Below are 20,057 nucleotides of genomic sequence, written 5' to 3' on the forward strand. Positions count from 1 at the left end.
ACGTCCTACATGTCCGACAGCTGGGGGGCCATCTTGGGCAGCAGAGCGCGCACTTGCGGGCTCTGGTCACTGACGAGCACGATGTCGACCCGTCGGTTGAAGCTGATGGAGCGGGGATCGGACGCCGGGAACATCGGCCGCGAGGACCCGTACCCGGTGGCCGAGAGCCGGGTGACTCTGAGCTGGCCGGTACCGGCGAGCCATCTGACGACCCCCGCCGCGCGAGCGCCGGACAGCTCCCAGTTGGTCGGGTAGATGTCGCTGGTCAGCTTGAGCCGGTTGGCGTGGCCCTCGACGGCGATGTCGTTGGGCAGGTCTCGGATGGCTGGCGCCACCGCGGCGAGTACCGCGATGCCGCGCGGACGCAGGGTGGCGCTCGCGCTCTCGAAGAACACGTCGTCCGAGACCAGTGCGACGACCAGACCCCGCTCGGTCACCTTGAACCGGACGTCGTTCTGCAGGCCGTCCTTGCGTAGGGCTGCGCGGATCCGCTTCTCGATGCCGTCCAGGCGCTGGATCTCCTTGACGGCGTTGGCCTGGGTCACCGCGTCCGGGGTCAGCGCCGGCACCGAGCTGTCCTTCGCGCCGGTCTTGCGCTCGGTGGACGCCCCACCCTTGGCGATGCCCAGACCGATGTCCATGTTCATCGGCTGGGGCACGACGCCGTCGTTGTCCTGGATGCCGGAACCACCGGAGATCGGCACGTTGGTGGTCGCGCCGAAGCCCGAGGTCAGGCCCTCCTTGAGCTGGGCGAACTTGTGCACGTCCACCTGGCTGATGGCGAACATCACGATGAACAGCACCATGAGCAGGGTCATCATGTCGGCGTACGAGACCAGCCACCGCTCGTGGTTCTCGTGCTCCTCCTCGTGACCGCCGCGTCGGGCGCCACGGCCGCCGGACATCAGGCGGCCTCCTTCTCCGATGCGCCGGCCGGCAGGTAGCTCTGCAGCTTCTCCTGCACGACCCGCGGGCTGGTGCCGGACTGGATCGCCAGAACGCCCTCGACGGCCACCTCCATCTGCTGGCAGGCGCAGTCGGACAGCCGCTTGAGTCGGCTGGAGATGGGCAGCCAGAGGATGTTGGCGCTGAGCACACCCCACAGCGTCGCGACGAACGCGCCGGCGATGAGGTGGCCGAGCTGGGCCGGGTCGGCGAGGTTCTCCAGCACGTGCACCAGCCCGATGACGGTGCCGATGATGCCGATGGTCGGCGCGTAGCCGCCCATGTCCCCGAAGAACTTCGCGGCGCGCCGGTCCTCGGCACGCTTGGTGTCGATCTGCGCGTACAGGATCTCGCGCAGCTCCTCGGGGTCCGCACCGTCGATGGCGGACTGCAGACCCTGGCGCAGGAACGCGTCATCGATGTCCTGGACGGCGGACTCCAGGGCCAGCAGGCCCTCGCGGCGGGCGCTCTCGGCGAGCTTGACGACGGTGGCGACGGTCTCGTCGGCGCTGATCGGGCTGCCGGTGAACGCGTCCTTCAGCGAGGCCGCGGCCTTCTTGGCGTCGCTGAGCAGACCGCCCGCGAGGCCGGCGCCGATCGTGCCGACGAACACCAGCAGCAGCGGCGGCAGCAGGAAGATGGCCATCGGGCTGCCGCCCTCGAGGATCATCGAGGCGAAGATGGCCACGAAGGCCAGCACGACCCCGATGATCGTCGCCGGATCCATCAGTTGCTCCGCAGGGGCCGCAGCGGGACAGCGGTGGCGATGAACTCCTCGGCCGGTTCGGGCTCCTCGGCGAGGACGGCCAGGTGCTGGGCCAGTGCGACGACCGACGCTCGGTGGGTGAGCACGCGCTCGCTGAGCACCTCGACGGGCTCGGCGACGACGTACTTGGTGCCGTCGACAAGTGTCACCACGGTGTCCGGCGTGGCTTCGGCCTTCTGGATCAGGTCAGGATTCAGCACGAATCCTGGCCCGTTCAGGCGGGTGAGGTGAATCACGGGGTCCGTCCCTGGAGTCCTGCGGCCACCCGTCCGTGAGTGGCTCACCTGCCCCATCGGCCGACGTCCCGCCGTCCTGAGCATTCGCTTGCTCCCTGCAAACCACATTGCTCCGCCCAACCCGCTCCCGAGCATCGGGAAGGCGGTTCGAGCGGAGCAAAGTGGGCGGGCTGGAGCAAGCCCTGGGGGCAGGGTCAGCGCTTGATGTTGACCAGGTCCTGCAGGATCTCGTCGCCGGCGGTGATGATCCGCGAGTTCGCCTGGAAGCCACGCTGGGCGACGATCAGGTTGGTGAACTCGGCGGCCAGGTCGACGTTGGACATCTCCAGCGCGCCGACGGCCAAGGCGCCGCGCGAGCCGCTGCCCGCCGTCCCGATCTGCACCAGGCCCGAGTTGCTGGAGGCCAGGTAGCCGGACCCCCCGGCCTTCATCAGGCCGTTCGGGTTGGCGAAGGTGGCCAGCGCGAGCTGACCAAGCGCCTTGGTCTGACCGTTGCTGAAGGTGCCGGTCAGGATGCCGTCGCCGCCGATCTGGAAGCCCTGCAGCGTGCCAGCCTCGGCGCCGTCGGCCTTGGAGACGCTCAGCGTGCTCAGGCCGGAGTAGCCGGTCAGCTGGGACATGTCGACGGCGATGCCGTTGACGGTCATGGACGTCGGGTTCGGCGTGCTGCCGTCGACGTTGAAGTTCAGCACGCCGGTCACCGGTGGGGTGGCCGGGGTGGTCGCGTCGGTGATCGTGACGTTCCAGCTGGTCGGCGAGACCCGGCTGTAGGACACGTTGAGCGTGCGCGCCTTGCCCTGGGCGTCGTAGACGTCAACCGACGTCTGCGGCGTGCTGGCAGTGCCGTCGGCCGGCAGGTTGCCGCTCAGCGTGACGGTCGTGGTCGCCTGCGGGGCGATCGTCGAGGCGATCGGGATCGACAGGTTGCCGATCGCGCCGTTGATGTTGATGTTGCCGTTCACGTCGGCCATCCAGCCCTGCAGGATGCCGCCGTCCGGGCCGACCAGGCGCCCGGTCGCGTCGAAGCCGAGGGCGCCGTTGCGGGTGTACACGTTCTGGCCGTTGAGCTTCTCGACGAAGAAGCCGTCGCCCTGGATCATCACGTCGGCGCCGCGGCCGGTGCTCTGAGCCGCGCCGGCGTTGAAGTTCGTGGTGATCGCCGCGACGCGAACGCCGAGGCCGATCTGCGACGGGTTGGTGCCACCGCGGGTCGCGGTCGGCGTGCTGGAGCCCTGGACGAGCTGGCTCAGGGTGTCCTGGAACACCGTGTTGGACGCCTTGAAGCCGGTGGTGTTGACGTTGGCGATGTTGTTGCCGACAACGTCCATCATGGTCTGGTTGGCGCGTAGGCCACTGATCCCGGAGTACAGGGAGCGAAGCATCGGTCTCTCCTTCTGAAGGCGGACGAGGTGCTCGTCCAGCTGGTGTCTGAGGGTCCTGGCGCGTCCGTGCGCCGCTGCTCGCGTCCGTGCTGTGGTCTGGGGTGGGGCGGCAAGCCCCGGTGGATCGGCGTCAGCCTCCCGCTCGCACGGTGGTGACCTGGGACAGCGGCACGTCCTGGTCGCCGATCGTCAGCTTGGGCTCACTGGTCAGGCTGCCGCCGAAGGTGGCCGAGCTCACGACGCCGTCGTGGCTGGCCCCGTCGGCATCCACCCAGGAGATCTTCTTGCCGACCAGGCTGCTGGCCGCCAGACCCTGCTGCAGCGAGAGGGTCGCGGTGGAGTCGGAGGACAGCTGCTCGAGCTTCTCGACCTGGGTGAACTGCGCGGTCTGGGCCATGAACTCGCTGCTGTCGACCGGCTTGGACGGGTCCTGGTAGCGCAGTTGCGCTACCAGCAGCTTCAGGAAGGCGTCCTTGTCCAGCTGCGTCTTGTCCTTCGGCACCGACGCCGAGGGGCCGACCTGTGTGACCGGGACATTGATCCCTGAGCTCGTGACGGGGGTGGTCATGGTCTCTCCTGCCGGGTAGCGAGGTGGTCTTCGGGCTGGTCGGGCTGTTGGTGGTGGTGGGAGCGGTTCACAGCGTGAGATCCACCCTTCGGCGCAGGCCGCCGAGCAGTCGCGGGGAAGGGGTGTCGGCGACTGCGCTCGACCGCTCCCCCACCGGACGTCGTCCCGCCCGGTCCTCGCTGCCGCCACCGGTGTCTTCCCGGCCGGACTGGCCGGCCGTCCGCGGATCCTGCTGCGGCGCCTGGAAAGGCGCCTGGTCGGAGACCTGCACCGAGGCACCATCGGACAGACCACCGGCCGCCAGGTCGGCGCGCAGGTCGCCGAGTGCCATGCGCAGCACCTCGCGGGTCACGTCGCTGGCCGCGTGCAGGTTCAGGCTCAGCCCGGCGGCGCCCATCGTGGCTACCACCTGGATCGCGCCGAGGTCGGCCGGACGCAGCTGGACGGTGATGGTGTGCAGCCCGGTGCGGGACGCCTCGCTCGCCGCGGCGAGCGCTCGGGTCGAGACCTGCGCGGCGACCTGGGCCGCGAGCTGCGGCACGACCACCGGGTTCGCCTGCGGCGCAACGCTGCTGGTCGGCGTGACCGTCGCGGCGGCGGCGGCGGGCACGGTGGCCGGGACGACCTGCAGGACGGCGGGCGTGGGCGTCTCGACTGCCGGGTTGGCCGCCGTCGTGGCTGGCTGCGCGGCGTGGTTCGGCTCGGTGTCGACCGCCCCGATGACCGCTCCCTTGCTGGTGGCCGGGCCGGCGTTCACGGTGAACGCTGCCGCCGCGACCGGGGCGTCGCCCGGCACGTTCGTGCTGGGGGCGATGTGGCCGGGGGCCTGAGGCTGCGACGCGGACAGTGCCGGACCGGCGTCCGGGGTGCCAGGCCGGGCGACGGCCGCGAGCTCCTGCGTGCCCTGGGTGGGCGCCGGCGCCTGAGTCGTCGAGGTAACGGTGGTGGCAGAGGTCGTGGCGGCGACGAGGTCGGCGACCATGGTCTGCGCTCCCCGGTCGGCCGTTGCGGTTGCGACGGCGGCGACGGTCGTCGCGGTGACCGCGGCCTGCTCGGCCGCGACGGCGCCGGGCGTGACAGCCGTTGCGCCCGGGGAAGCGCTTTCGGCCGCGGGGCTGGCCGCGTCGGTGTTTGCCGCGTCGGTGCCGGGGCCGTCGGGAGTGGCCTCGTCGCGTCGGTCGACCTCGTCGGTCGCCGCCGGGTCGGTTCCGGTGGCGCGGCGCAGCGCGTGCTCGAAGCCTTCGCGGTGCGGCGCGCGCTCGCTGCGGTCGCCACCCGGCGCACGGTCCGCGCGGGCGGACTGGCCCGACCTCGCCGAGGTGGCAGCGGGGCCGGGAGCACGCTGCGGCAGTGCAGCGGGCAGTGCGGGGCTCATGCGGCTCCTTCCATCGCGGCGGTCACCCGTCGCACGTAGATCCTGGTCTCGGAGTACGGCGGGATGCCGTGGTACTTCTTCACGGCACCCGGCCCGGCGTTGTAGGCAGCCAGCGCCAGCGGTACCGAACCGAACGCGTCCAGGTGCTTCTTGAGCAGGCGGGCGGCACCGTCCACGGCTTGACTGGGGTTGCTCGGGTCGACGCCGAGCTCGCGAGCCGTGCCAGGCATCAGCTGCATGAGCCCGATCGCCCCCGCGCCGCTGCGGGCGGAGGCGTCGAAGCCGGACTCGGCCTTCGCCACCGCCTTCAGCATCCCGGCGGGCAGGTCGTAGCGCTGGGTCGCCGCGGCGAACAGCGCGTCGTAACGGGTCGATCCGCTGGCCGCCTGCCGAAGCGCGGACGGGCGGGCCACGCCCACCGGGCTGCTGGCGACGGCGTGGGAGTTGCCGGCGGGCAGCACCCGCCGGATCCGGGTCGGCGTCTCGTAGACCTTGGCGATCTTGACGTCGGTGCCGGTGTGCGGGGCGTGCAGCATCTTGCCGCCGCCGACGTAGATGCCGATGTGGTGGTCGCCGAAGACGAGCAGGTCACCCGGCTTGGCGTCCGCCATCGAGGCGACGGCCTGGCCGGAGTCCTTCTGCTCGTGCACGGTGCGCGGCAACTTGACGCCGAGGTCGTCGAACACCCGCTGCACCAGGCCGGAGCAGTCCAGACCGTTCTGCGGGTCGGTGCCGCCCCACTTGTAGGGAACGCCCAGGTACTTGCGCGCGTCGGTGACCACGTCGTCGCCGTCCGGTCCCGCCGGGGACGACGAACCCAGGGTGGCGGAGTCCTGCGACGTGGAGTCGCCGGTGGCCGCAGCGAGCTGGACGGCGAAGCCGGAGTCCGTACCGGTGGCCGCGGCCGGCTGCGCGGTCGCGAGGGTGGCGATGCTGCTGCGGATCTCCTCGATCCGGGACAGCACGGAGACGGCGGTCATGCCAGCCCCCGCGAGGACCGTGCAGCATGCCGGGCGCCGGAAAGGTCGTCGCTGAGCGCCTGGTCGGCTCGGGCCCGCTCGGCGAGCTGCGCCTCACGGTGCCGCTCGGCCAGCCGCTCGATCGCCCGGGCCCGCATCCGGGCCTGCATCCACTGCTCCCGCGCGGCGTCCAGGTCCTGCTCGGAGACGGACCGGGCCAGCACGGCCTCCCCCACTGCGGCGGCCATCGCCGCCCGGGCGGCCACTGCGGCCAGGAAGTGCGCCGCTGGCCCGCTCGGGGCGCTGCCGGCGCCCTGCAGCTCGGACGTGCGCCGCAACACCGTGGTCTCGGCGGTGGACAGCCTGGACTGGGCGCCACCGAGGGAGCGGCGAGCCTGCTCCTCCTGGACGCCGCGGGCCCGCAGCAGGCCGCTCAGGGCGAACTTGGTCATGGCCGGGCACCCGCCTCGAGCAGCGCGGACACGATCGCGGTCAGGTGGGACCACGCGGTCTGGCTGGACACGGTGTCCTCGAGGGGCTGGCGCAGGAAGGCGTTGACCGCGTCCCAGTGCACCAGGGCGGCGTCGACGTCCGGGTCCGCGCCCGGGGCGTACGCGCCGACCTCGATCAGCTCACGGGCGTCGCGGTGCGCCGCCAGCACCCGGCGCAGCACGGTCGAAGCGGCCCGCTGCTCGGGGGTGGTTACTGCGCCGGAGACCCGCGAGACGGACTCCAGGACGTCGATGGTCGGGAAGTGCCCGGCGGTGGCCAGCCTGCGGGACAGCGTGATGTGCCCGTCCAGGATCGAGCGCGCAGCGTCGGCGATCGGTTCGTTGTGGTCGTCACCGTCGACCAGCACGGTGTAGATCCCGGTGATCGTGCCGTGCTCGCCCGGCCCGGCCCGCTCGAGCAGCTTCGGCAGCAGCGCGAAGGTCGAGGGCGGGTATCCGCGGGTGGCCGGCGGCTCGCCGTTGGACAGCCCGATCTCGCGCTGGGCCATCGCCACCCGGGTCAGGCTGTCCATCATGAGCAGCACGTCGAGACCGCCGTCGCGGAACCACTCGGCGATCCGGGTGGCCACGAACGCGGCCCGCAGCCGGGTCACAGCCGGCGCGTCGGAGGTGGCGACGACCACGACCGAGCGGGCCAGGCCCGCCTCGCCGAGGTCGCCCTCGACGAACTCGCGGACCTCACGGCCACGCTCACCGACCAGCGCGAGCACGCTGATCGAGGCGCTGGTGCCGCGGGCGATCATGGACAGCAGGCTGGACTTGCCGACTCCGGAGCCGGCGAAGATCCCGAGCCGCTGACCGCGCCCGGCGGGCACCAGGGTGTCCAGCGCGCGCACTCCGAGCGAGATCGGGGAGTCGACCCGCTGGCGCAGCAGCGCCTGAGGTGCGCGGTGGTTCACACCGACCAGGTCGCCGCGCAGCGCGATGCCGCCGTCGACTGGCTGGCCCAGACCGTCCAGGACGCGGCCGAGCAGGTCCTCGCCCACCCGTATCCGCAGCCCGTCGCCGGAGCCGAAGACCGGGTCGCCGGCCCGCAATCCCTCGACCTCGCCGAGCGGCATACAACGCACCCGGTCGGCGGTGATGCCGACGACCTCGGCGGGGACGCCGTCCAGCCCGTTGGTGGAGGCGAGCAGCAGCAGGTCGCCGACGGCCGCCTGAACGCCGACGACCTCGACGACGAGACCGAGGACGGCGCTGATCCGGCCGACCCGCTGCGCGGTGGCGGCACGGACGGCGACGTCGAGGCGCTGCAGGACCGAGCCGCTCATGCGCGCTCCGCGCTCAGCCGGGTGCTCGCGGTGGCGCGCACGGAGTCCAGGGCGCGCGCCAGTGCCGCCTCGATGCGGGCGTCCACGACCGACCCGGCCTGCTCGGCGACGGCGTCGCCACGCAGCAGGGTGCCATCGCGCACCAGCCGCACCTCGTGACCCTCGAAGCGGAAGGTCGCGTCATCGTCGAGCTCGGCGCGGTCGGCCTGGTCGCGGACGATCTGCACGTCCTGCGGGTTGAGCCGCACGGTGACCGGCGCGTCGGTCGGCAGCGGGCTGAGCGCGCGACGGATGCCACCGAGCGCGGCGGCGTCCACCACGGCAAGCTCAGCGCCGAGGATGGCGCGGGCCAGCGTCACCGCGGCTTCGAGCACCATGTCGGCCACGTCCTCGAGACCGGGCACGCAAGCGGAGCCCAGCTGATCGGCTGCCCGGCCGAGGCCGCCCAGCGCGAGCTGGACGTCGCCGCGGGCTGCCTGCTCGAACGCGACGCGCTGGCGCTCGGCGGCGTCCATGATCGCCTGGGACCGGGCGGCGGCGGCGCGCTGTCCACTCGACAGGCCCTCCGCGTACCCGAGCGCCCGTGCGGCGAGCCGGTTGTCGGCGCGGTCGGTGCCTGCGCCCACGGTCAGCGGCGCGAAGCGGCGCGCGTCAGTCGACGTACTCATCGTCGCCCCCGCGCCGCAGCATGATCTGGCCGCTCTCCTCGAGCGAGCGGATGACCTGGACGATCTTGGCCCGTGCCTCCTCGACCGCAGCGACACGCTGCGGGCCGAGCAGGCCGATCTCCTCCAGCAGGTTCTCCCGTGCCCGCTCGGACACATTGCTGAGGACCTTTTCGCGCACGAGGTCGGTGACACCCTTGAGAGCCACGGCGAGGTCGCCGGTCTCCACCTGGCGCAGCACGAGCTGGACGCCGCGGTCCTCCAGGGTGGTGACGTCCTCGAACACGAACAGGCGGGCGCGGACTGCCTCGGCGAGCGCGGGGTCGCGGCTCTCCAGGCTCTCCAGGATGATCCGCTCGGTGGCCGGGTCGGCCCGGTTGATCAGGTCGACCAGCGGCTGCACGCCACCGACGGCGGCGGCGTTGCGGCCGGGCTGAAGGACGGTGGAGGTCTGCCGCTCGAGCACGTCGGCGACGACCCGGACCATCTCGTGGTTGGTGCGCTCCATGGTGCCGATGCGGTGCGCGACCTCGGCCTGCTGGTCCGGCGGCAGACCGGACAGGATGACCGACGCCTGGTCCAGCTGGAGGTGGGCCAGCACGACCGCGACGACCTGCGGGTGCTCACCGGACAGGAAGCTGACCAGGGTGCGCGGGTCGGCGTCGGCCAAGAACGAGAACGCGTCGGTCGCGTGCGCCTTGGCCAGCCGGTCGATCACCGCGGAGGCACGCTCGGAGCCGAAGGTCGCGGCGAGCAGCTCGTGCGCCACCTCGACGCCACCGCCGGCCGCGTTCGCCGCACCGGCGCCGAACGCGTCCTGGAACTCCTGCAGCACCGACTCGACGACCTCGGGCGCGACGGAGCGCAGCCGGACGATCTCGCCGGCCACCTCCTCGATCTCGGCCTCGCGTAGCTGCGACAGGATCGGCGCAGAGCGCTCGCGACCGATCTGCATGAGCACGATCGCGACCTTCTGCGGCCCGGTCAGGGCTGCGACCGCGGGCTCGGTCAACGTCGCCACCATCAGCCCCGGCGGTCCGCGAGCCAGCCGCGCAACAGCTCGGCCACCTCTTCGGGCTGGCGCTCGACCAGCGAGAGGACGTCGTCCTTGCGGCGCTGCGGGATGGCCGGTGCCGGCCCGTCGTCCGCCGAGCCCAGGGCCGGCAGCCGGTCGGCCGCCTCCAGGGCCTGGCGCTGCGCGGGGACACCCACCTGCGACTCCAGCAGGTCCAGTCGCATCAGGTCGTCGGTCGCGGCCTGCGCCTTGCGCTTGCGCCAGGACAGCCAGAGCATCAGCAGGACGATGAGCACGACCAGCGTGATCCCGGCCTGCTTTGCCCAGCCGACCATCTGCGCGCGCTGCTGTGCCTGCTCGGCCTTCTTCAGCTCGACCGCATCGGCCTTGGCTGCGGTCTGGTCGAACGGCATGCTCGTCACGTTCAGGGCGTCGCCGCGAGTGGTGTCGATACCGGCCGCAGTGCGCACGGCGCTCTCCAGCTTGGTCAGGTCGACGCCCTTGGTCTTGTCGTCCACGACGACCGAGACCGACTGGCGCACAATGGAACCCGGCGTCGCCTTCTTGTGCTCGGTGACCTTGGACTGGGCGTTGTTCGTGGTCGTCGTCGACTTCTCGTAGCTGCCGCTGCCGCTGGATCCGCTCGGCACCGCCAGGTTGTCCGTGCCGAGCACCCCGCTCGCGGAGCCGCTGCCGCCGGCGTACTTCTCGGTGGTCGTCGAGGTGGCCAGTGGCTTGGCCTCCTTGTCGGTGTACACCCGCTCGGTCGTCGTGTCGATCGAGTCGAACTGGAGCGTGGCGTTCACCTGGGCGACCGCGTGGCCAGGGCCGACGATCTTGTCGAGCACCGCCTGCAGCTGACCTGCCTGGCGGTTCTCGTAGTCCTGGGTGAGCTGGTCGTTGGTGGCGCCACCTGAAGCGGTTCCCGTCACGGATCCGTTGGTGGACAGCAGGTTTCCCTTGCCGTCGACCACGGTGACATCGTCCGAGCTCATCCCCTCGATGCTCGAGGCGACCAGGTGCACGACGCTCTGCACCTGCTGGCTGCTCATCTCGGCCCCCGGCTTCATGGAGACCAGGACCGAGGCGGTGGGCTTGCTCTGGTCGTCCAGGAACACGTCCTTGGCCGGTATGGCGAGGTGCACGACCGCGGCGCTGACGCCGCTGATGGCCTGTACGGTCTTGGCCAGCTCGCCCTCGAGGGCACGCTGGTAGGTCACCTGCTGCTGGAACTGGGAGGCGGTCACGCCCTGCTTGTCCAGCAGCGAGTAGCCGCCCTCGGACGACGCGGGCAGGCCCTGGCCGGACAGCTTGACCCGCTCGCTGTACACGAGGTCCTTGGGCACCATCACGGTCGCGCCGCCGTCGGTCAGCTGGTACTTGACGCCGTCCGCGTCCAGCTTGTCGACGATCGCGCTGGCGTCCTCGCCGGCCAGGTTGCCGAACAGCGGCGCGTACGTCGGGGCGCTGGCCCAGCGGAAGAACGCGAACCCGCCGAGCGCCAGGCCGATCACCAGCAGGATGCCGATGACCCGCTGGGCCACCGAGAACGCGACGAGCTGCTGCTGGATCCGACGGAGCGTGTCGTTCATCGCCTGCGGCATCAGCCCTGCATCCTCATGATCTCGTTGAACGCGTCAAGGGCCTTGTTGCGCAAGGTGACGGTCAGCTCGGTGGTCAGCTCGGCCTGCGTCGCGGCGACCATGTACTCGTGCACGTCCTTGAGGTCGCCGGTGGCGGCCTGGACGCCGAGCTGGTCGGCCTTGTTCTGCACGTCGCTGAGGTTCTGGATGCCACCCTCGAGCGCGTTGGCGAAGTCGGTGCCGGAGGTCCCGGCAACCCCGCCGGCGCCACCGGCGCCACCGGCGCCACCGACGCCACCGACGCCACCGACGGTGGGCACCGAGGCGTTGGACGCCAGCGCGGCGCCGATCGCGGCGATGCTCATCAGTTCCTCCCGAGGGCGAGTGCGGCCTGGTAGGCCTCGCGGGCACGATCGACGACGCTGAGGTTCGCCTGGTAGCCGCGCTGGGCCATGATCAGCTGGCCCATCTGCTGGCCGAGGTCGACGTCCGGCATCTTCACGTAGCCCTCGGCGTCAGCCAGCGGGTGGCTGGGGTCGTAGACCATCCGGCCCTCGGCGCTGCCCTTGGCGACGCCGGCCACCTGCACGCCCTGGCCGCCGTCCATCGCGGTCGCGATGATGCTGGTCTGCTGGTAGGCGTTCTCGGAGGTCCGAGTCACGTTGTTCATGTTCGCGATGTTGTCGCTGACCGCGTCCAGCCACTTGCGGTAGACCGCGACTCCGGACTGGGCGATGCCGATGGAGTCGAAGATCGGCATCAGGCGCTCCGCATCGAGGTCTTGAGGATGCTGAAGTCGTGGTCGACCGCGCGCAGCGTCAGCTGGTAGCGCAGGTTCGTGTCGACACTGGACAGGGTCTCGGTGTCGAGGTTGACGTTGTTGCCGTTGAGCCGGGTGGGCTCCAGCGACGTCTGCGTGGTCGGGGCGACGGAGCTGACCGAGCCGGAGGCGATGCTGCCGTCGTCGACGGCGCTGCGCAGGCTGTCCTCGAAGCTGACCTTGGTCGAGTGGTACCCCGGCGTCTCGACGTTCGCGATGTTGTCAGCGATCGAACGCTGACGAGCGGCCAGGCCGGTCAGAGCGCTGCGCAGGGCAACGCTGGTCACATCGTCGAACACGGAGTGCACCACCAAGTTGAGAAGTGAAACAAGGGTGGTGGCCGATCCGTGGCCGGGGTCGAGCAATCCGTGCTCACCAATGTTCTCGTCCCGGGCCGGATGGACTTGAGGCCTGGGCCGCAACGATTTTCAACGTTTCGTCGGGGTGTTCACCCGAACGCCTTAGCCGTTCACCCGTTCACTACCCCGAATGGAGTAACAGGGGGTCCGGTCAGTACGTTGCGTCGACGTACAAGGGCCGACTGGGTGCCGAGTCGAAGCGCATCCGACGGCCGACCTCGTGGTGCTGGCGTGAGCTGGTTGCGGCTCTTGCGATGTCCTCGATGAGGCGCAGCTGACGCTCCAGGACGAGCTGGGCGCGCTCGTGCATCGACTCGGGCAGAGTTGCGATGCCAGTGGGGGGCGCCCACGAGCCGAGCATCGTCGGCAGGTCCTCGTGGTCGCCGCGGCGGACTGCGGCCAGCACCGCCTCGGCGGCCTCGACGTCCTGCTCGAGGTCGGTCAGGGTGGCCACCCACACGGCGCGCCAGTCCTGCTCGGCAGCAGGGGTACCGGTCATGCCGAGGCGCCCAGCAGTGGCCCGGCGACGTTGGCCGGGACGGAGGTCATCGCCTGGGTCCAGGCCTCGCGCAGCGGCTCGATGACAGCGATGCAGCCGGCGGTGCGCTCCGGGTCCATCCGGATGTTCGCGGCGATCAGCTCACGGATCACCCAGCGGTAGAGGCTGGCCAGGCCGGCCGCGCCGTCCCAGGCTTCCGTATCCAGGCTGCTGAGCAGCTCTGCGACGATGTCCTGGGCGTGGGCGATGTTGTCGTTGGCCACCTCACGGTCGCCCTCGAGCTGGGCCCGGTGGGCCCGGGTCAGGTCAAGCGAGAGCCGGTCGTAGAGCATGACCAGCAGCCGGGCGGGCGACGCGGTGGTCGCCGCGTTCGCGCCGTAGCTGCCCGCGGCGCGCTGGTAGGCCTGGTTCTGCGGTGTCGGAAAGTTCATCAGTCGCTCCCGGAGTTGCTGCTCAGGCTGCTCAGCTGGCCGGCCAGCCAGGTGGACTGGTTCTTGAGCTTGCCCAAGGACACCTCGAGCGCCGAGTACTGCTTCTGCAGCGCGGTCTGCCGAAGAGCCAAGCGCACGTCCCAGTCGGCGATGCGGTCCGTCAGGTCCTTGATGCTGCTCTGCCGACCGGTGATAGCCGAGGCCAGCGAGCCGCCGCTGCTGGCCGCGCCCTGCGCGAGCGTCTGCACGCCGTCCGCGAAGCCGGTGCCGGCCACCGTCGCCGTCGTGAACATCGCCTTGGTCCCGGCCGGGTCCGCGGTGAGCGCGGTGCTGAACTTCGTGGAGTCGAAGCTGAGGGTGCCGTCCTTGGTGACCGAGATGCCGACCGAGGACAGCGACTTGCCACCCACGCCGGCGCTCACGCTGGACAGGATCCGGCTGGTCAGCTGGCGCATCAGGCTGTCGCCGGCCAGCGGTCCGGCACCGCTGCGGGTGCCGTCACTGGCGGCGACCCCGCTCGACGAGACCGACGAGATCGAGGCCAGCGTCGCGTTGGCTGCGTCCACCATCGCCTTCACCGCGTCACTCATCGACTGCTGGTTCGGCTGCACCGAGACGGACACGTCCGTGGCGAGCGAGTTCAGCTTGACGGTGACGCCGGGCATGACGCCCTCGACCGTGTTGGAGGACGAGGTGATGTCGAAGCCGGCGTTTGCGTCGCCCACGTGCAAGACGGCGTCCTGAGCACTGCGCACCTGGTCGAAGCCGGTGCCGGCGATCGCGCCGCCGCCGGTTGCGGTCAGGCTGAAGGCGTTCTTCGCGCCGGTGTCGGTAGCCGTGAGCTGCAGCCGGTACTGCCCCGGGGAGACCTGCACGGCGGCGGCCTGCAACCCGGAACCCGACGTGCTGTTGATCGCGCTGACCAGGGACTGCATGGAGCCGTCGGCCGGCGTGATCGCGACGGTCGTGGAGCCGCGGTGGATCTCGAACCCGGTGTCGGAGAACGAGGACGTGTCCGTCAACGACGAGTAGGTCGTCCCGCTGACCACGGACTGCGCGGTGGCCAGCTTGCTGACCGAGAAGGTGCTGGTGCCGGCCAGGGCGCCTGCCGAGGCGGTGGCCGTGACGGCGCTCGAACCGGACGAGGCGGACGCCGCCGTCCAGGTCGTCGACTTCTGCAGCAGCTCGGCGGCCGTCTGCAGCGAGGACATCTTGGAGTTCACCGTCTGCAGGGCGGTGACGGCGACCTGCTGGCTGCCGAGGCTGGTCTTGAGCCGGGTCTGCGGCGCGGCGTTCAACGTCATCAGCTGGCTGATGATCGTTGTCGTGTCCAGACCACTGATCAGTCCGTCGACGCTCGTGGCCACGTCAGCTCCTCGCTGCTCGGTTCACCGGAGATCGGGGGTGGATGCGCCTGATGGGCGGGGCCGTGTGGCCCCGCCCATCAGGTCACACCCGAACTGCTGGGTCGTGCTGGTTACTGCCGGTGGTACTGGTTACTGCTGGGCTCAGCCGAGCAGCTTCAGGACCGACTGCTGCGACGAGTTCGCCTGAGCGAGCATCGACGTGCCGGCCTGCTGCAGAATCTGCGCCCGGGTGAAGCTGGTCATCTCCGCGGCCATGTCGGTGTCGCGAATCTGGCTCTCCGAAGCGGACAGGTTCTCCACCGCGACGTTGAGGTTGTTGATGGTGTGCTCGAACCGGTTCTGGTAAGCACCGAGCTGCGAGCGGGTGTTCGACACGGACTTGATGGCCGAGTCGATCGTGCTGATCGCCGAGCTGGCGCTGTTGACCAGGTCCAGACCGGAGGTGCCGAGTGAGGTCGCGTCGACCTTGCCGATCTTGACCTGGATCTGGTTGTCGGACGTGCCGTTGGCACCGACCTGGAACAGGCCACCAGTGGCGCTGGCGGTGCTCGAGGTCAGGTCCTGCACACCCGGAGCGTCGGACGAGGAGACCGCGAACGAGGCGCCATTGGCCTGGCTGCCGGAAAGCTCAACCTTCCACACGCCGTTGCCCGTGTCGCTCACCTTGGCCTGGACGGTGCCAGCCGCGTAGCCGGTCACGCCGGTGAACGCGTTGTCCACACCCTGCTGCAGGGCAGCCTGGTAGTCGGCCGCGGTCGAGTAGCTGCCATCGGCCACGCTGACGTTGAAGGCCGTGGACGCACCGGCGGTGCCGTCGGACTTCGTGAACGCGCCCGTGACGGTGAAGCTGGCGGAGCTGGCAGTGACGCCGGTCGATGCGCCGGAGACCGAGCCGGCAACCTTGGAGACGTCGCCGCCGTAGGTTCCGTCGAGCAGCTTCGACGCACCGAACGAGGTGGTGCTACCGATGCGGTTCAGTTCGGTGTTGAGCTGGTTGAACTCGGTCTGGGCCGCGGTGCGAGCGTCCGAGTCCTGCGAGCCGGAGTTGCTGGCCTGCACAGCGAGGTCACGCATGCGCTGCAGGATCGCGGTGGACTCGTTCAGGGCGCCGTCAGCGGTCTGCACGACGTTGACGCCGTCCTGAGCGTTGCGGACGGCGACCTTCAGGCCACCGATCTGCGAGCGCAGGCCCTCGGAGATCGAGAGGCCGGCAGCGTCGTCCGCCGCGCGGTTGATGCGGAAGCCGCTGGAGAGCTTCTCTAGGGACTTGCTCATCTGGTTGTCGGTGACCGACAGGTTGCGGTACGAGTTCTGCGCCGCGATGTTCTGGTTGATGCGAAGACCCATGATGAAACTCCTCCGTGATGGGGTCCGAGTGCCCTTCCGTGGGCTGTCAACCGCTCAATCGTCCGAGCGGCGATGGGGATGAGACTTTTCGAAAGACTTTTCGTCAGGCCGTCAACGTGATGTCGGCACGCATGCCCGGGCCTGCTGCCGGGCGCGGGGCCGGCGCGGCGGACGAGGCGGCGGCGAACGCTGCGACCTTGGCGTAGTAGGCACTGCGCCGGCGAGCCACCACACCGTCCGGCCGCTCGGGCTCGGTGACCTGCTCCGGGTCGAGATGGGTGTTCATGCCGTCACGCAGCAGCACGAGCGCCTCGGCCCGCAGCTGTGAGACGCGAGACTCGGTCACGCCGAGCTCGCGGGCGATCTCGGCCATCGGCCGCTCGCCGAGGAAGTACTGCTCGACCACGACGCGCAGCCGCTCGGGCAGCGCCGACACCGCGGCTGCGAGGTAGCGCATCCGCTCCTGCTGGACGACGAACTGCCCGGCGTCAATGTGGTGGGCGTCCTGGGATACGTGCTCGTCCGCCGAGCCGTTCATGTCGACCAGCTGGTCCAGGCTGATGACGACGCTTCGATGCAGGTCACCGCGAGTAGCCGACACCGAGCCGACCTCGACCTCCAGCTCACGGGCGAGCTCGACGTCCGTGGGCCAGCGGCCCAGCTCGCTGGCCATCCGGTCCTCGGCCTGAGCCATCTGGCGACCCTTGCTGCGAACACCGCGACTAGCCCAATCGGATGCACGTAGCTCGTCAACCAGTGCGCCGCGTATCCGAGTCCTGGCATAGTGGCCGAACGGCACCCCAGTAGTGGGGTCGTACGCACGAGCTGCCTTCACCAGGGCCAGCTGGCCGGCCGAGACCAGGTCGCCGCGCTGAACGTGAGAGGGCACTCGGCCGAGGATCTCGGAGACGAGGTAGCCGACGATAGGCAGGTGCTCGCGCACCAGGTTGCGACCGGCTTCGCCCAAGGGCGCGTCGGATCCACCGGAGTCCAGCGCGGGCCGTACCTCGGTTTTGCTAGAGAACTGCATGAGTGCGTTCTCGGCGCGCCTGCGCACGTTCTGTAGCCCACCGACCATGATCGTCTCGTCGTTCTCGGGTTCTTCTCCTCAGGTCGAGCCAGGACCGACCGATGCAGTCGTTGACGGAGATGTGCTCCGGCGGAGGGTTCGGTTTCATGGGGCTTGCTGAGGTGTCCACCGTGCTGTGGACCGAGCGTGAGCTGCTCGAGCTGCTGCTGTTCAAGCTCGAGGAGGAGCAGCTGGTGCTCGCCAGTGGTCGTACTCGCTGGCTGGCGCACGCGACACGTGAGGTCGAGATGGTCATCGAGCAGATCCGCGGCGCCGAGCTCTCGCGCGCAGTCGCGGTCGACGACCTGGCCGACGAGCTGGGGCTGCAGCCCGGGCCGAGCCTGACCGCGCTGGCCGACGCCGCGCCGGGTCCGTGGAGCGAGATGCTGCGCGACCACCGGCAGGCCTTCCTCGACCTGACCGACGAGATCAGCCAGATCTCCAAGGCCAACCGCGAGCTGCTGGGGCAGGCCGCCCGCACCAGCCGAGAGGTGCTGATGGGTGTCGAGGGCCACGCGGCGCAGACGTACACCCCGCACGGCACCAAGACGATGCCCACGCCGTCCACCCGCGTCATCGACCGGGCTCTGTGAGTCGACGATGTCCAGCACCTTCTCCGGCCTGAGCACGGCGCTGAACGCACTGATGTCTCAGCGCGCGGCGCTGACCGTCACCGGCCAGAACATCGCCAACGCGAACACCGTCGGCTACAGCCGCCAGCGGGCCGAGCTGTCCGCGATCGTCTCGAGCGCGAAGACCGGCATGACGTCCGGTACCGCCATCGGCACCAACGGCGGCGGCGTCACGGTCTCCTCGATCCGCCGGCTGGCCGACGCGTTCGTCGACGCCCGCCAGCGCGACGCGCACTCCACCTCGTCCTACGCCACCGCCCAGAGCGGTGCGCTGGACACGCTGGAGGGCATCCTCGGCGAGCCCTCGGACAACGGCCTGTCGGCCCAGCTGTCCGACTTCTGGGGCGCCTGGCAGGGGCTGGCGAACACACCGGACAGCGTGCCTGCCCGGCAGGCGCTGCTCAGCAAGGCCGCCGCGATCGTCACCACCATCACGCACGGCCGGGCGAGCATCGACGGGGCGTTCACCGACACCCGCTCCCAGCTGGACGCGCTGGCGACCGACGTCAACTCGACCTCGCAGAGCATCGCGGACCTGAACGACCAGATCCGCTCGCTGACCGCTGGCGGCAACACCCCGAACGAGCTCATCGACCAGCGCGACCAGCTCTCGCTGCACCTGTCCGAGCTGGTCGGCGGCCGCAGCTTCGCGAACGACGACGGCACCGTGAGCATCAGTGTCAACGGTGTCAGCGTCGTGACCGGCACCCACGCCGCAACGCTCAGTGTCAGCGGTGGCGGGACGATCGACACGCTCGCCAGCAACCCGCTGCAGCTCGCGTGGTCCAACGGGTCCACCGCGTCGTTCGACTCCGGACAGGTCGCGGGCACCATCGACGCGCTGACCAGCACGTTCGTGGACGCCGCGAGCAGCTACGACCAGATCGCCAACGTGTTGGCCACCTCGGTCAACGCCATCCACGCCACCGGTCAGGACCTGGACGCGGTGCCGACCGGCGACTTCTTCGCCGGGACGACGGCCAAGACCCTGGCCCTCGCGGTCACCGACCCACGCAAGGTGGGCGCCGCGGCGCTCGCCGCGGACGGCAAGCCCTCGCTGGACGCCTCGGTGGCCGATGCGATGGCTGCGCTCGCCACCTCGCGCACCGGTCCCGACGTGCAGTGGAGCTCGTTCGTCGCCGCCACCGGCGTGACGACCGCACAGGCGCACAGCAACGTCTCGGTGCGGACGGCGATCAGCTCGCAGTCGGACGCCAACCGGGCCTCGACCTCCGGGGTCAGCCTGGACGAGGAGATGTCCAACATGCTCATGTTCCAGCGCGCCTACGAGGGCGCGGGGCGGATGATGACGGCGATCGACGAGATGCTCGACACGCTGATCAACCGCACCGGACAGGTGGGGAGGTAGCCGTGCGCGTCACCCAGAGCTCGATCGCCGCGTCCAGCCTGGCGAACCTGCAGGCGAGCCTCGCCCGCAACGCCCAGCTGCAGGAGCAGATGACCAGCGGCAAGGTCATCAACCGACCTTCCGACTCCCCCACCGGCATCGTCAGCGTGATGTCGATGAAGTCGCAGATCGCCTCGAGCACCCAGTACTCGCGCAACGCTTCCGACGGCGCGGCGTGGCTCGGCCAGGCCGACGACACGCTGCAGACCGTCAACGCCCGATTGCAGCGAGTGCGTGACCTGGTGCTGCAGGCCTCATCCACCGGTAGCCAGGACCTCGCCGCCCGCCAGGCCGCGGCCACCGAGGTCAGCAGCCTGCGCGACGAGCTGATGGGGCTGGCCAACACCTCGTACGCCGGCCGGCCGATCTTCGGCGGCACCACCTCGTCCAGCACGGCTTACGACCCGGCCACCTACGCCTACATCGGAAACAGCGGCCAGGTGACCCGCAGGCTCGACTCGGCGACCACGATCGAGGTCGGCGCCAACGGTCCTTCTGTTTTCGGTGACGGCGCCACCTCGATGTTCGCACTGCTGGACGACATCGCGTCCAACGCGGTCGCGGACCCCAGCGCCCTGCAGGCCAACCTGACGAACCTCGACAGCCGGATGAGCGGCGTCCTCACCACGCTCACCGACATCGGCGTGCGGGCCACCCGGGTGGCTTCGGCGGTGACGACCAGCGACGACAACGTGCTCTCGATGAGCAGCACGCTGTCCGGTATCCAAGACATCGACCTGCCCAAGACGATCCTGGACATGCAGCTGTCCAGCAACGCATACCAGGCCGCGCTGAACGCCACCGCCAAGGTCCTGCAGCCGTCCCTGATGGACTTCCTGCGGTGAGTG

General features: G+C 70.3%; 23 protein-coding genes. 3 read left to right on the forward strand and 20 right to left on the reverse strand.

The window, feature by feature from the left end; genetic code table 11:
* Window positions 1–5 precede the first annotated feature (5 nt).
* From ACPPVT_RS13850 to ACPPVT_RS13945, 20 genes are all read right to left on the reverse strand, one after another.
* Window positions 6–905 (reverse strand): flagellar motor protein MotB, encoded by a 900-nt coding sequence (locus ACPPVT_RS13850; protein WP_426561183.1) that lies wholly within the window; start codon window positions 903–905, stop codon window positions 6–8.
* Complete coding sequence (locus ACPPVT_RS13855; RefSeq protein ID WP_426561185.1) at window positions 905–1,672, reverse strand: flagellar motor protein; 768 nt, start codon at window positions 1,670–1,672, stop codon at window positions 905–907. The genes ACPPVT_RS13850 and ACPPVT_RS13855 overlap by 1 nt, the downstream gene beginning before the upstream one ends.
* Window positions 1,672–1,947 (reverse strand): flagellar FlbD family protein, encoded by a 276-nt coding sequence (locus tag ACPPVT_RS13860; RefSeq protein WP_426561187.1) that lies wholly within the window; start codon window positions 1,945–1,947, stop codon window positions 1,672–1,674. Before ACPPVT_RS13860 ends, ACPPVT_RS13855 begins: the two co-directional genes overlap by 1 nt.
* Before the next feature lie 194 nt (window positions 1,948–2,141).
* The gene (locus ACPPVT_RS13865; RefSeq protein ID WP_426561189.1) at window positions 2,142–3,329 is read right to left on the reverse strand and encodes a flagellar hook protein FlgE; all 1,188 of its coding nucleotides are present in this window, start codon (window positions 3,327–3,329) and stop codon (window positions 2,142–2,144) included.
* 130 nt (window positions 3,330–3,459) lie between these two features.
* Window positions 3,460–3,897 carry a flagellar hook assembly protein FlgD gene (locus ACPPVT_RS13870; RefSeq protein WP_426561191.1) on the reverse strand — a complete coding sequence of 146 codons (438 nt, stop codon included), beginning with the start codon at window positions 3,895–3,897 and terminating at the stop codon, window positions 3,460–3,462.
* 67 nt (window positions 3,898–3,964) lie between these two features.
* Window positions 3,965–5,272 (reverse strand): flagellar hook-length control protein FliK, encoded by a 1,308-nt coding sequence (locus ACPPVT_RS13875; protein WP_426561193.1) that lies wholly within the window; start codon window positions 5,270–5,272, stop codon window positions 3,965–3,967.
* Window positions 5,269–6,252: an NlpC/P60 family protein gene (locus tag ACPPVT_RS13880; protein WP_426561195.1), complete on the reverse strand. Its 984-nt coding sequence runs from the start codon at window positions 6,250–6,252 to the stop codon at window positions 5,269–5,271. The genes ACPPVT_RS13875 and ACPPVT_RS13880 overlap by 4 nt, the downstream gene beginning before the upstream one ends.
* On the reverse strand, window positions 6,249–6,683 hold the full coding sequence (locus ACPPVT_RS13885) for a flagellar export protein FliJ (protein WP_426561197.1): 435 nt from the start codon (window positions 6,681–6,683) through the stop codon (window positions 6,249–6,251). Before ACPPVT_RS13885 ends, ACPPVT_RS13880 begins: the two co-directional genes overlap by 4 nt.
* Window positions 6,680–8,014, reverse strand: coding sequence for a FliI/YscN family ATPase (locus ACPPVT_RS13890; protein ID WP_426561199.1), 1,335 nt, complete (start codon window positions 8,012–8,014; stop codon window positions 6,680–6,682). The genes ACPPVT_RS13885 and ACPPVT_RS13890 overlap by 4 nt, the downstream gene beginning before the upstream one ends.
* On the reverse strand, window positions 8,011–8,682 hold the full coding sequence (locus ACPPVT_RS13895) for a FliH/SctL family protein (RefSeq protein WP_426561201.1): 672 nt from the start codon (window positions 8,680–8,682) through the stop codon (window positions 8,011–8,013). Before ACPPVT_RS13895 ends, ACPPVT_RS13890 begins: the two co-directional genes overlap by 4 nt.
* On the reverse strand, window positions 8,666–9,691 hold the full coding sequence (fliG, locus tag ACPPVT_RS13900) for a flagellar motor switch protein FliG (RefSeq protein WP_426561203.1): 1,026 nt from the start codon (window positions 9,689–9,691) through the stop codon (window positions 8,666–8,668). The genes ACPPVT_RS13895 and fliG overlap by 17 nt, the downstream gene beginning before the upstream one ends.
* Window positions 9,692–9,702: 11 nt before the next feature.
* Window positions 9,703–11,298: a flagellar basal-body MS-ring/collar protein FliF gene (gene fliF / locus ACPPVT_RS13905; RefSeq protein WP_426561205.1), complete on the reverse strand. Its 1,596-nt coding sequence runs from the start codon at window positions 11,296–11,298 to the stop codon at window positions 9,703–9,705.
* Entirely contained in the window at window positions 11,298–11,642 is a 345-nt protein-coding gene (gene fliE, locus ACPPVT_RS13910; RefSeq protein ID WP_426561206.1) for a flagellar hook-basal body complex protein FliE, read from the reverse strand. Before fliE ends, fliF begins: the two co-directional genes overlap by 1 nt.
* Window positions 11,642–12,037 carry a flagellar basal body rod protein FlgC gene (flgC, locus tag ACPPVT_RS13915; RefSeq protein ID WP_426561208.1) on the reverse strand — a complete coding sequence of 132 codons (396 nt, stop codon included), beginning with the start codon at window positions 12,035–12,037 and terminating at the stop codon, window positions 11,642–11,644. The genes fliE and flgC overlap by 1 nt, the downstream gene beginning before the upstream one ends.
* Window positions 12,037–12,396, reverse strand: coding sequence for a flagellar basal body rod protein FlgB (gene flgB / locus ACPPVT_RS13920; protein WP_426561210.1), 360 nt, complete (start codon window positions 12,394–12,396; stop codon window positions 12,037–12,039). The genes flgC and flgB overlap by 1 nt, the downstream gene beginning before the upstream one ends.
* A gap of 211 nt (window positions 12,397–12,607) precedes the next feature.
* Window positions 12,608–12,955 carry a hypothetical protein gene (locus ACPPVT_RS13925; RefSeq protein ID WP_426561212.1) on the reverse strand — a complete coding sequence of 116 codons (348 nt, stop codon included), beginning with the start codon at window positions 12,953–12,955 and terminating at the stop codon, window positions 12,608–12,610.
* Window positions 12,952–13,386 carry a flagellar export chaperone FliS gene (gene fliS / locus ACPPVT_RS13930; RefSeq protein WP_426561214.1) on the reverse strand — a complete coding sequence of 145 codons (435 nt, stop codon included), beginning with the start codon at window positions 13,384–13,386 and terminating at the stop codon, window positions 12,952–12,954. Before fliS ends, ACPPVT_RS13925 begins: the two co-directional genes overlap by 4 nt.
* Window positions 13,386–14,753, reverse strand: coding sequence for a flagellar filament capping protein FliD (gene fliD / locus ACPPVT_RS13935; RefSeq protein ID WP_426561216.1), 1,368 nt, complete (start codon window positions 14,751–14,753; stop codon window positions 13,386–13,388). The genes fliS and fliD overlap by 1 nt, the downstream gene beginning before the upstream one ends.
* Window positions 14,754–14,894: 141 nt before the next feature.
* Window positions 14,895–16,100 (reverse strand): flagellin, encoded by a 1,206-nt coding sequence (locus ACPPVT_RS13940; RefSeq protein WP_426561218.1) that lies wholly within the window; start codon window positions 16,098–16,100, stop codon window positions 14,895–14,897.
* 103 nt (window positions 16,101–16,203) lie between these two features.
* Window positions 16,204–17,130 (reverse strand): sigma-70 family RNA polymerase sigma factor, encoded by a 927-nt coding sequence (locus tag ACPPVT_RS13945; protein ID WP_426561220.1) that lies wholly within the window; start codon window positions 17,128–17,130, stop codon window positions 16,204–16,206.
* 101 nt (window positions 17,131–17,231) lie between these two features.
* On the opposite strand from ACPPVT_RS13945, the gene flgN reads away from it, so the two are divergent.
* From flgN to flgL, 3 genes are read left to right on the forward strand one after another with little or no spacing between them, the layout of a single operon-like run.
* Window positions 17,232–17,762: a flagellar export chaperone FlgN gene (gene flgN, locus ACPPVT_RS13950; protein ID WP_426561222.1), complete on the forward strand. Its 531-nt coding sequence runs from the start codon at window positions 17,232–17,234 to the stop codon at window positions 17,760–17,762.
* Between the two features lie 7 nt (window positions 17,763–17,769).
* Complete coding sequence (gene flgK, locus ACPPVT_RS13955) at window positions 17,770–19,170, forward strand: flagellar hook-associated protein FlgK (RefSeq protein ID WP_426561224.1); 1,401 nt, start codon at window positions 17,770–17,772, stop codon at window positions 19,168–19,170.
* 2 nt (window positions 19,171–19,172) lie between these two features.
* Window positions 19,173–20,054: a flagellar hook-associated protein FlgL gene (gene flgL, locus ACPPVT_RS13960; protein WP_426561226.1), complete on the forward strand. Its 882-nt coding sequence runs from the start codon at window positions 19,173–19,175 to the stop codon at window positions 20,052–20,054.
* Window positions 20,055–20,057 lie beyond the last annotated feature (3 nt).

The organism is Angustibacter sp. McL0619 (assembly GCF_049994355.1).
GTDB lineage: Bacteria > Actinomycetota > Actinomycetes > Actinomycetales > Angustibacteraceae > Angustibacter.

What these genes read in the sequence shown, in the direction of transcription:
- ACPPVT_RS13895 (WP_426561201.1), bottom strand. Translation starts at nt 8,682, where the DNA reads ATGAGTACGTCGACTGACGCGCGCCGCTTCGCGCCGCTGACCGTGGGC.
- ACPPVT_RS13875 (WP_426561193.1), bottom strand. Translation starts at nt 5,272, where the DNA reads ATGAGCCCCGCACTGCCCGCTGCACTGCCGCAGCGTGCTCCCGGCCCC.
- ACPPVT_RS13945 (WP_426561220.1), bottom strand. Translation starts at nt 17,130, where the DNA reads ATGCAGTTCTCTAGCAAAACCGAGGTACGGCCCGCGCTGGACTCCGGT.
- ACPPVT_RS13940 (WP_426561218.1), bottom strand. Translation starts at nt 16,100, where the DNA reads ATGGGTCTTCGCATCAACCAGAACATCGCGGCGCAGAACTCGTACCGC.
- flgK (WP_426561224.1), top strand. Translation starts at nt 17,770, where the DNA reads ATGTCCAGCACCTTCTCCGGCCTGAGCACGGCGCTGAACGCACTGATG.
- ACPPVT_RS13925 (WP_426561212.1), bottom strand. Translation starts at nt 12,955, where the DNA reads ATGACCGGTACCCCTGCTGCCGAGCAGGACTGGCGCGCCGTGTGGGTG.
- ACPPVT_RS13855 (WP_426561185.1), bottom strand. Translation starts at nt 1,672, where the DNA reads ATGGATCCGGCGACGATCATCGGGGTCGTGCTGGCCTTCGTGGCCATC.
- fliE (WP_426561206.1), bottom strand. Translation starts at nt 11,642, where the DNA reads ATGAGCATCGCCGCGATCGGCGCCGCGCTGGCGTCCAACGCCTCGGTG.
- flgN (WP_426561222.1), top strand. Translation starts at nt 17,232, where the DNA reads ATGCAGTCGTTGACGGAGATGTGCTCCGGCGGAGGGTTCGGTTTCATG.
- ACPPVT_RS13870 (WP_426561191.1), bottom strand. Translation starts at nt 3,897, where the DNA reads ATGACCACCCCCGTCACGAGCTCAGGGATCAATGTCCCGGTCACACAG.
- ACPPVT_RS13850 (WP_426561183.1), bottom strand. Translation starts at nt 905, where the DNA reads ATGTCCGGCGGCCGTGGCGCCCGACGCGGCGGTCACGAGGAGGAGCAC.
- ACPPVT_RS13880 (WP_426561195.1), bottom strand. Translation starts at nt 6,252, where the DNA reads ATGACCGCCGTCTCCGTGCTGTCCCGGATCGAGGAGATCCGCAGCAGC.
- fliS (WP_426561214.1), bottom strand. Translation starts at nt 13,386, where the DNA reads ATGAACTTTCCGACACCGCAGAACCAGGCCTACCAGCGCGCCGCGGGC.
- ACPPVT_RS13865 (WP_426561189.1), bottom strand. Translation starts at nt 3,329, where the DNA reads ATGCTTCGCTCCCTGTACTCCGGGATCAGTGGCCTACGCGCCAACCAG.
- ACPPVT_RS13885 (WP_426561197.1), bottom strand. Translation starts at nt 6,683, where the DNA reads ATGACCAAGTTCGCCCTGAGCGGCCTGCTGCGGGCCCGCGGCGTCCAG.
- flgC (WP_426561208.1), bottom strand. Translation starts at nt 12,037, where the DNA reads ATGCCGATCTTCGACTCCATCGGCATCGCCCAGTCCGGAGTCGCGGTC.
- fliF (WP_426561205.1), bottom strand. Translation starts at nt 11,298, where the DNA reads ATGCCGCAGGCGATGAACGACACGCTCCGTCGGATCCAGCAGCAGCTC.
- ACPPVT_RS13890 (WP_426561199.1), bottom strand. Translation starts at nt 8,014, where the DNA reads ATGAGCGGCTCGGTCCTGCAGCGCCTCGACGTCGCCGTCCGTGCCGCC.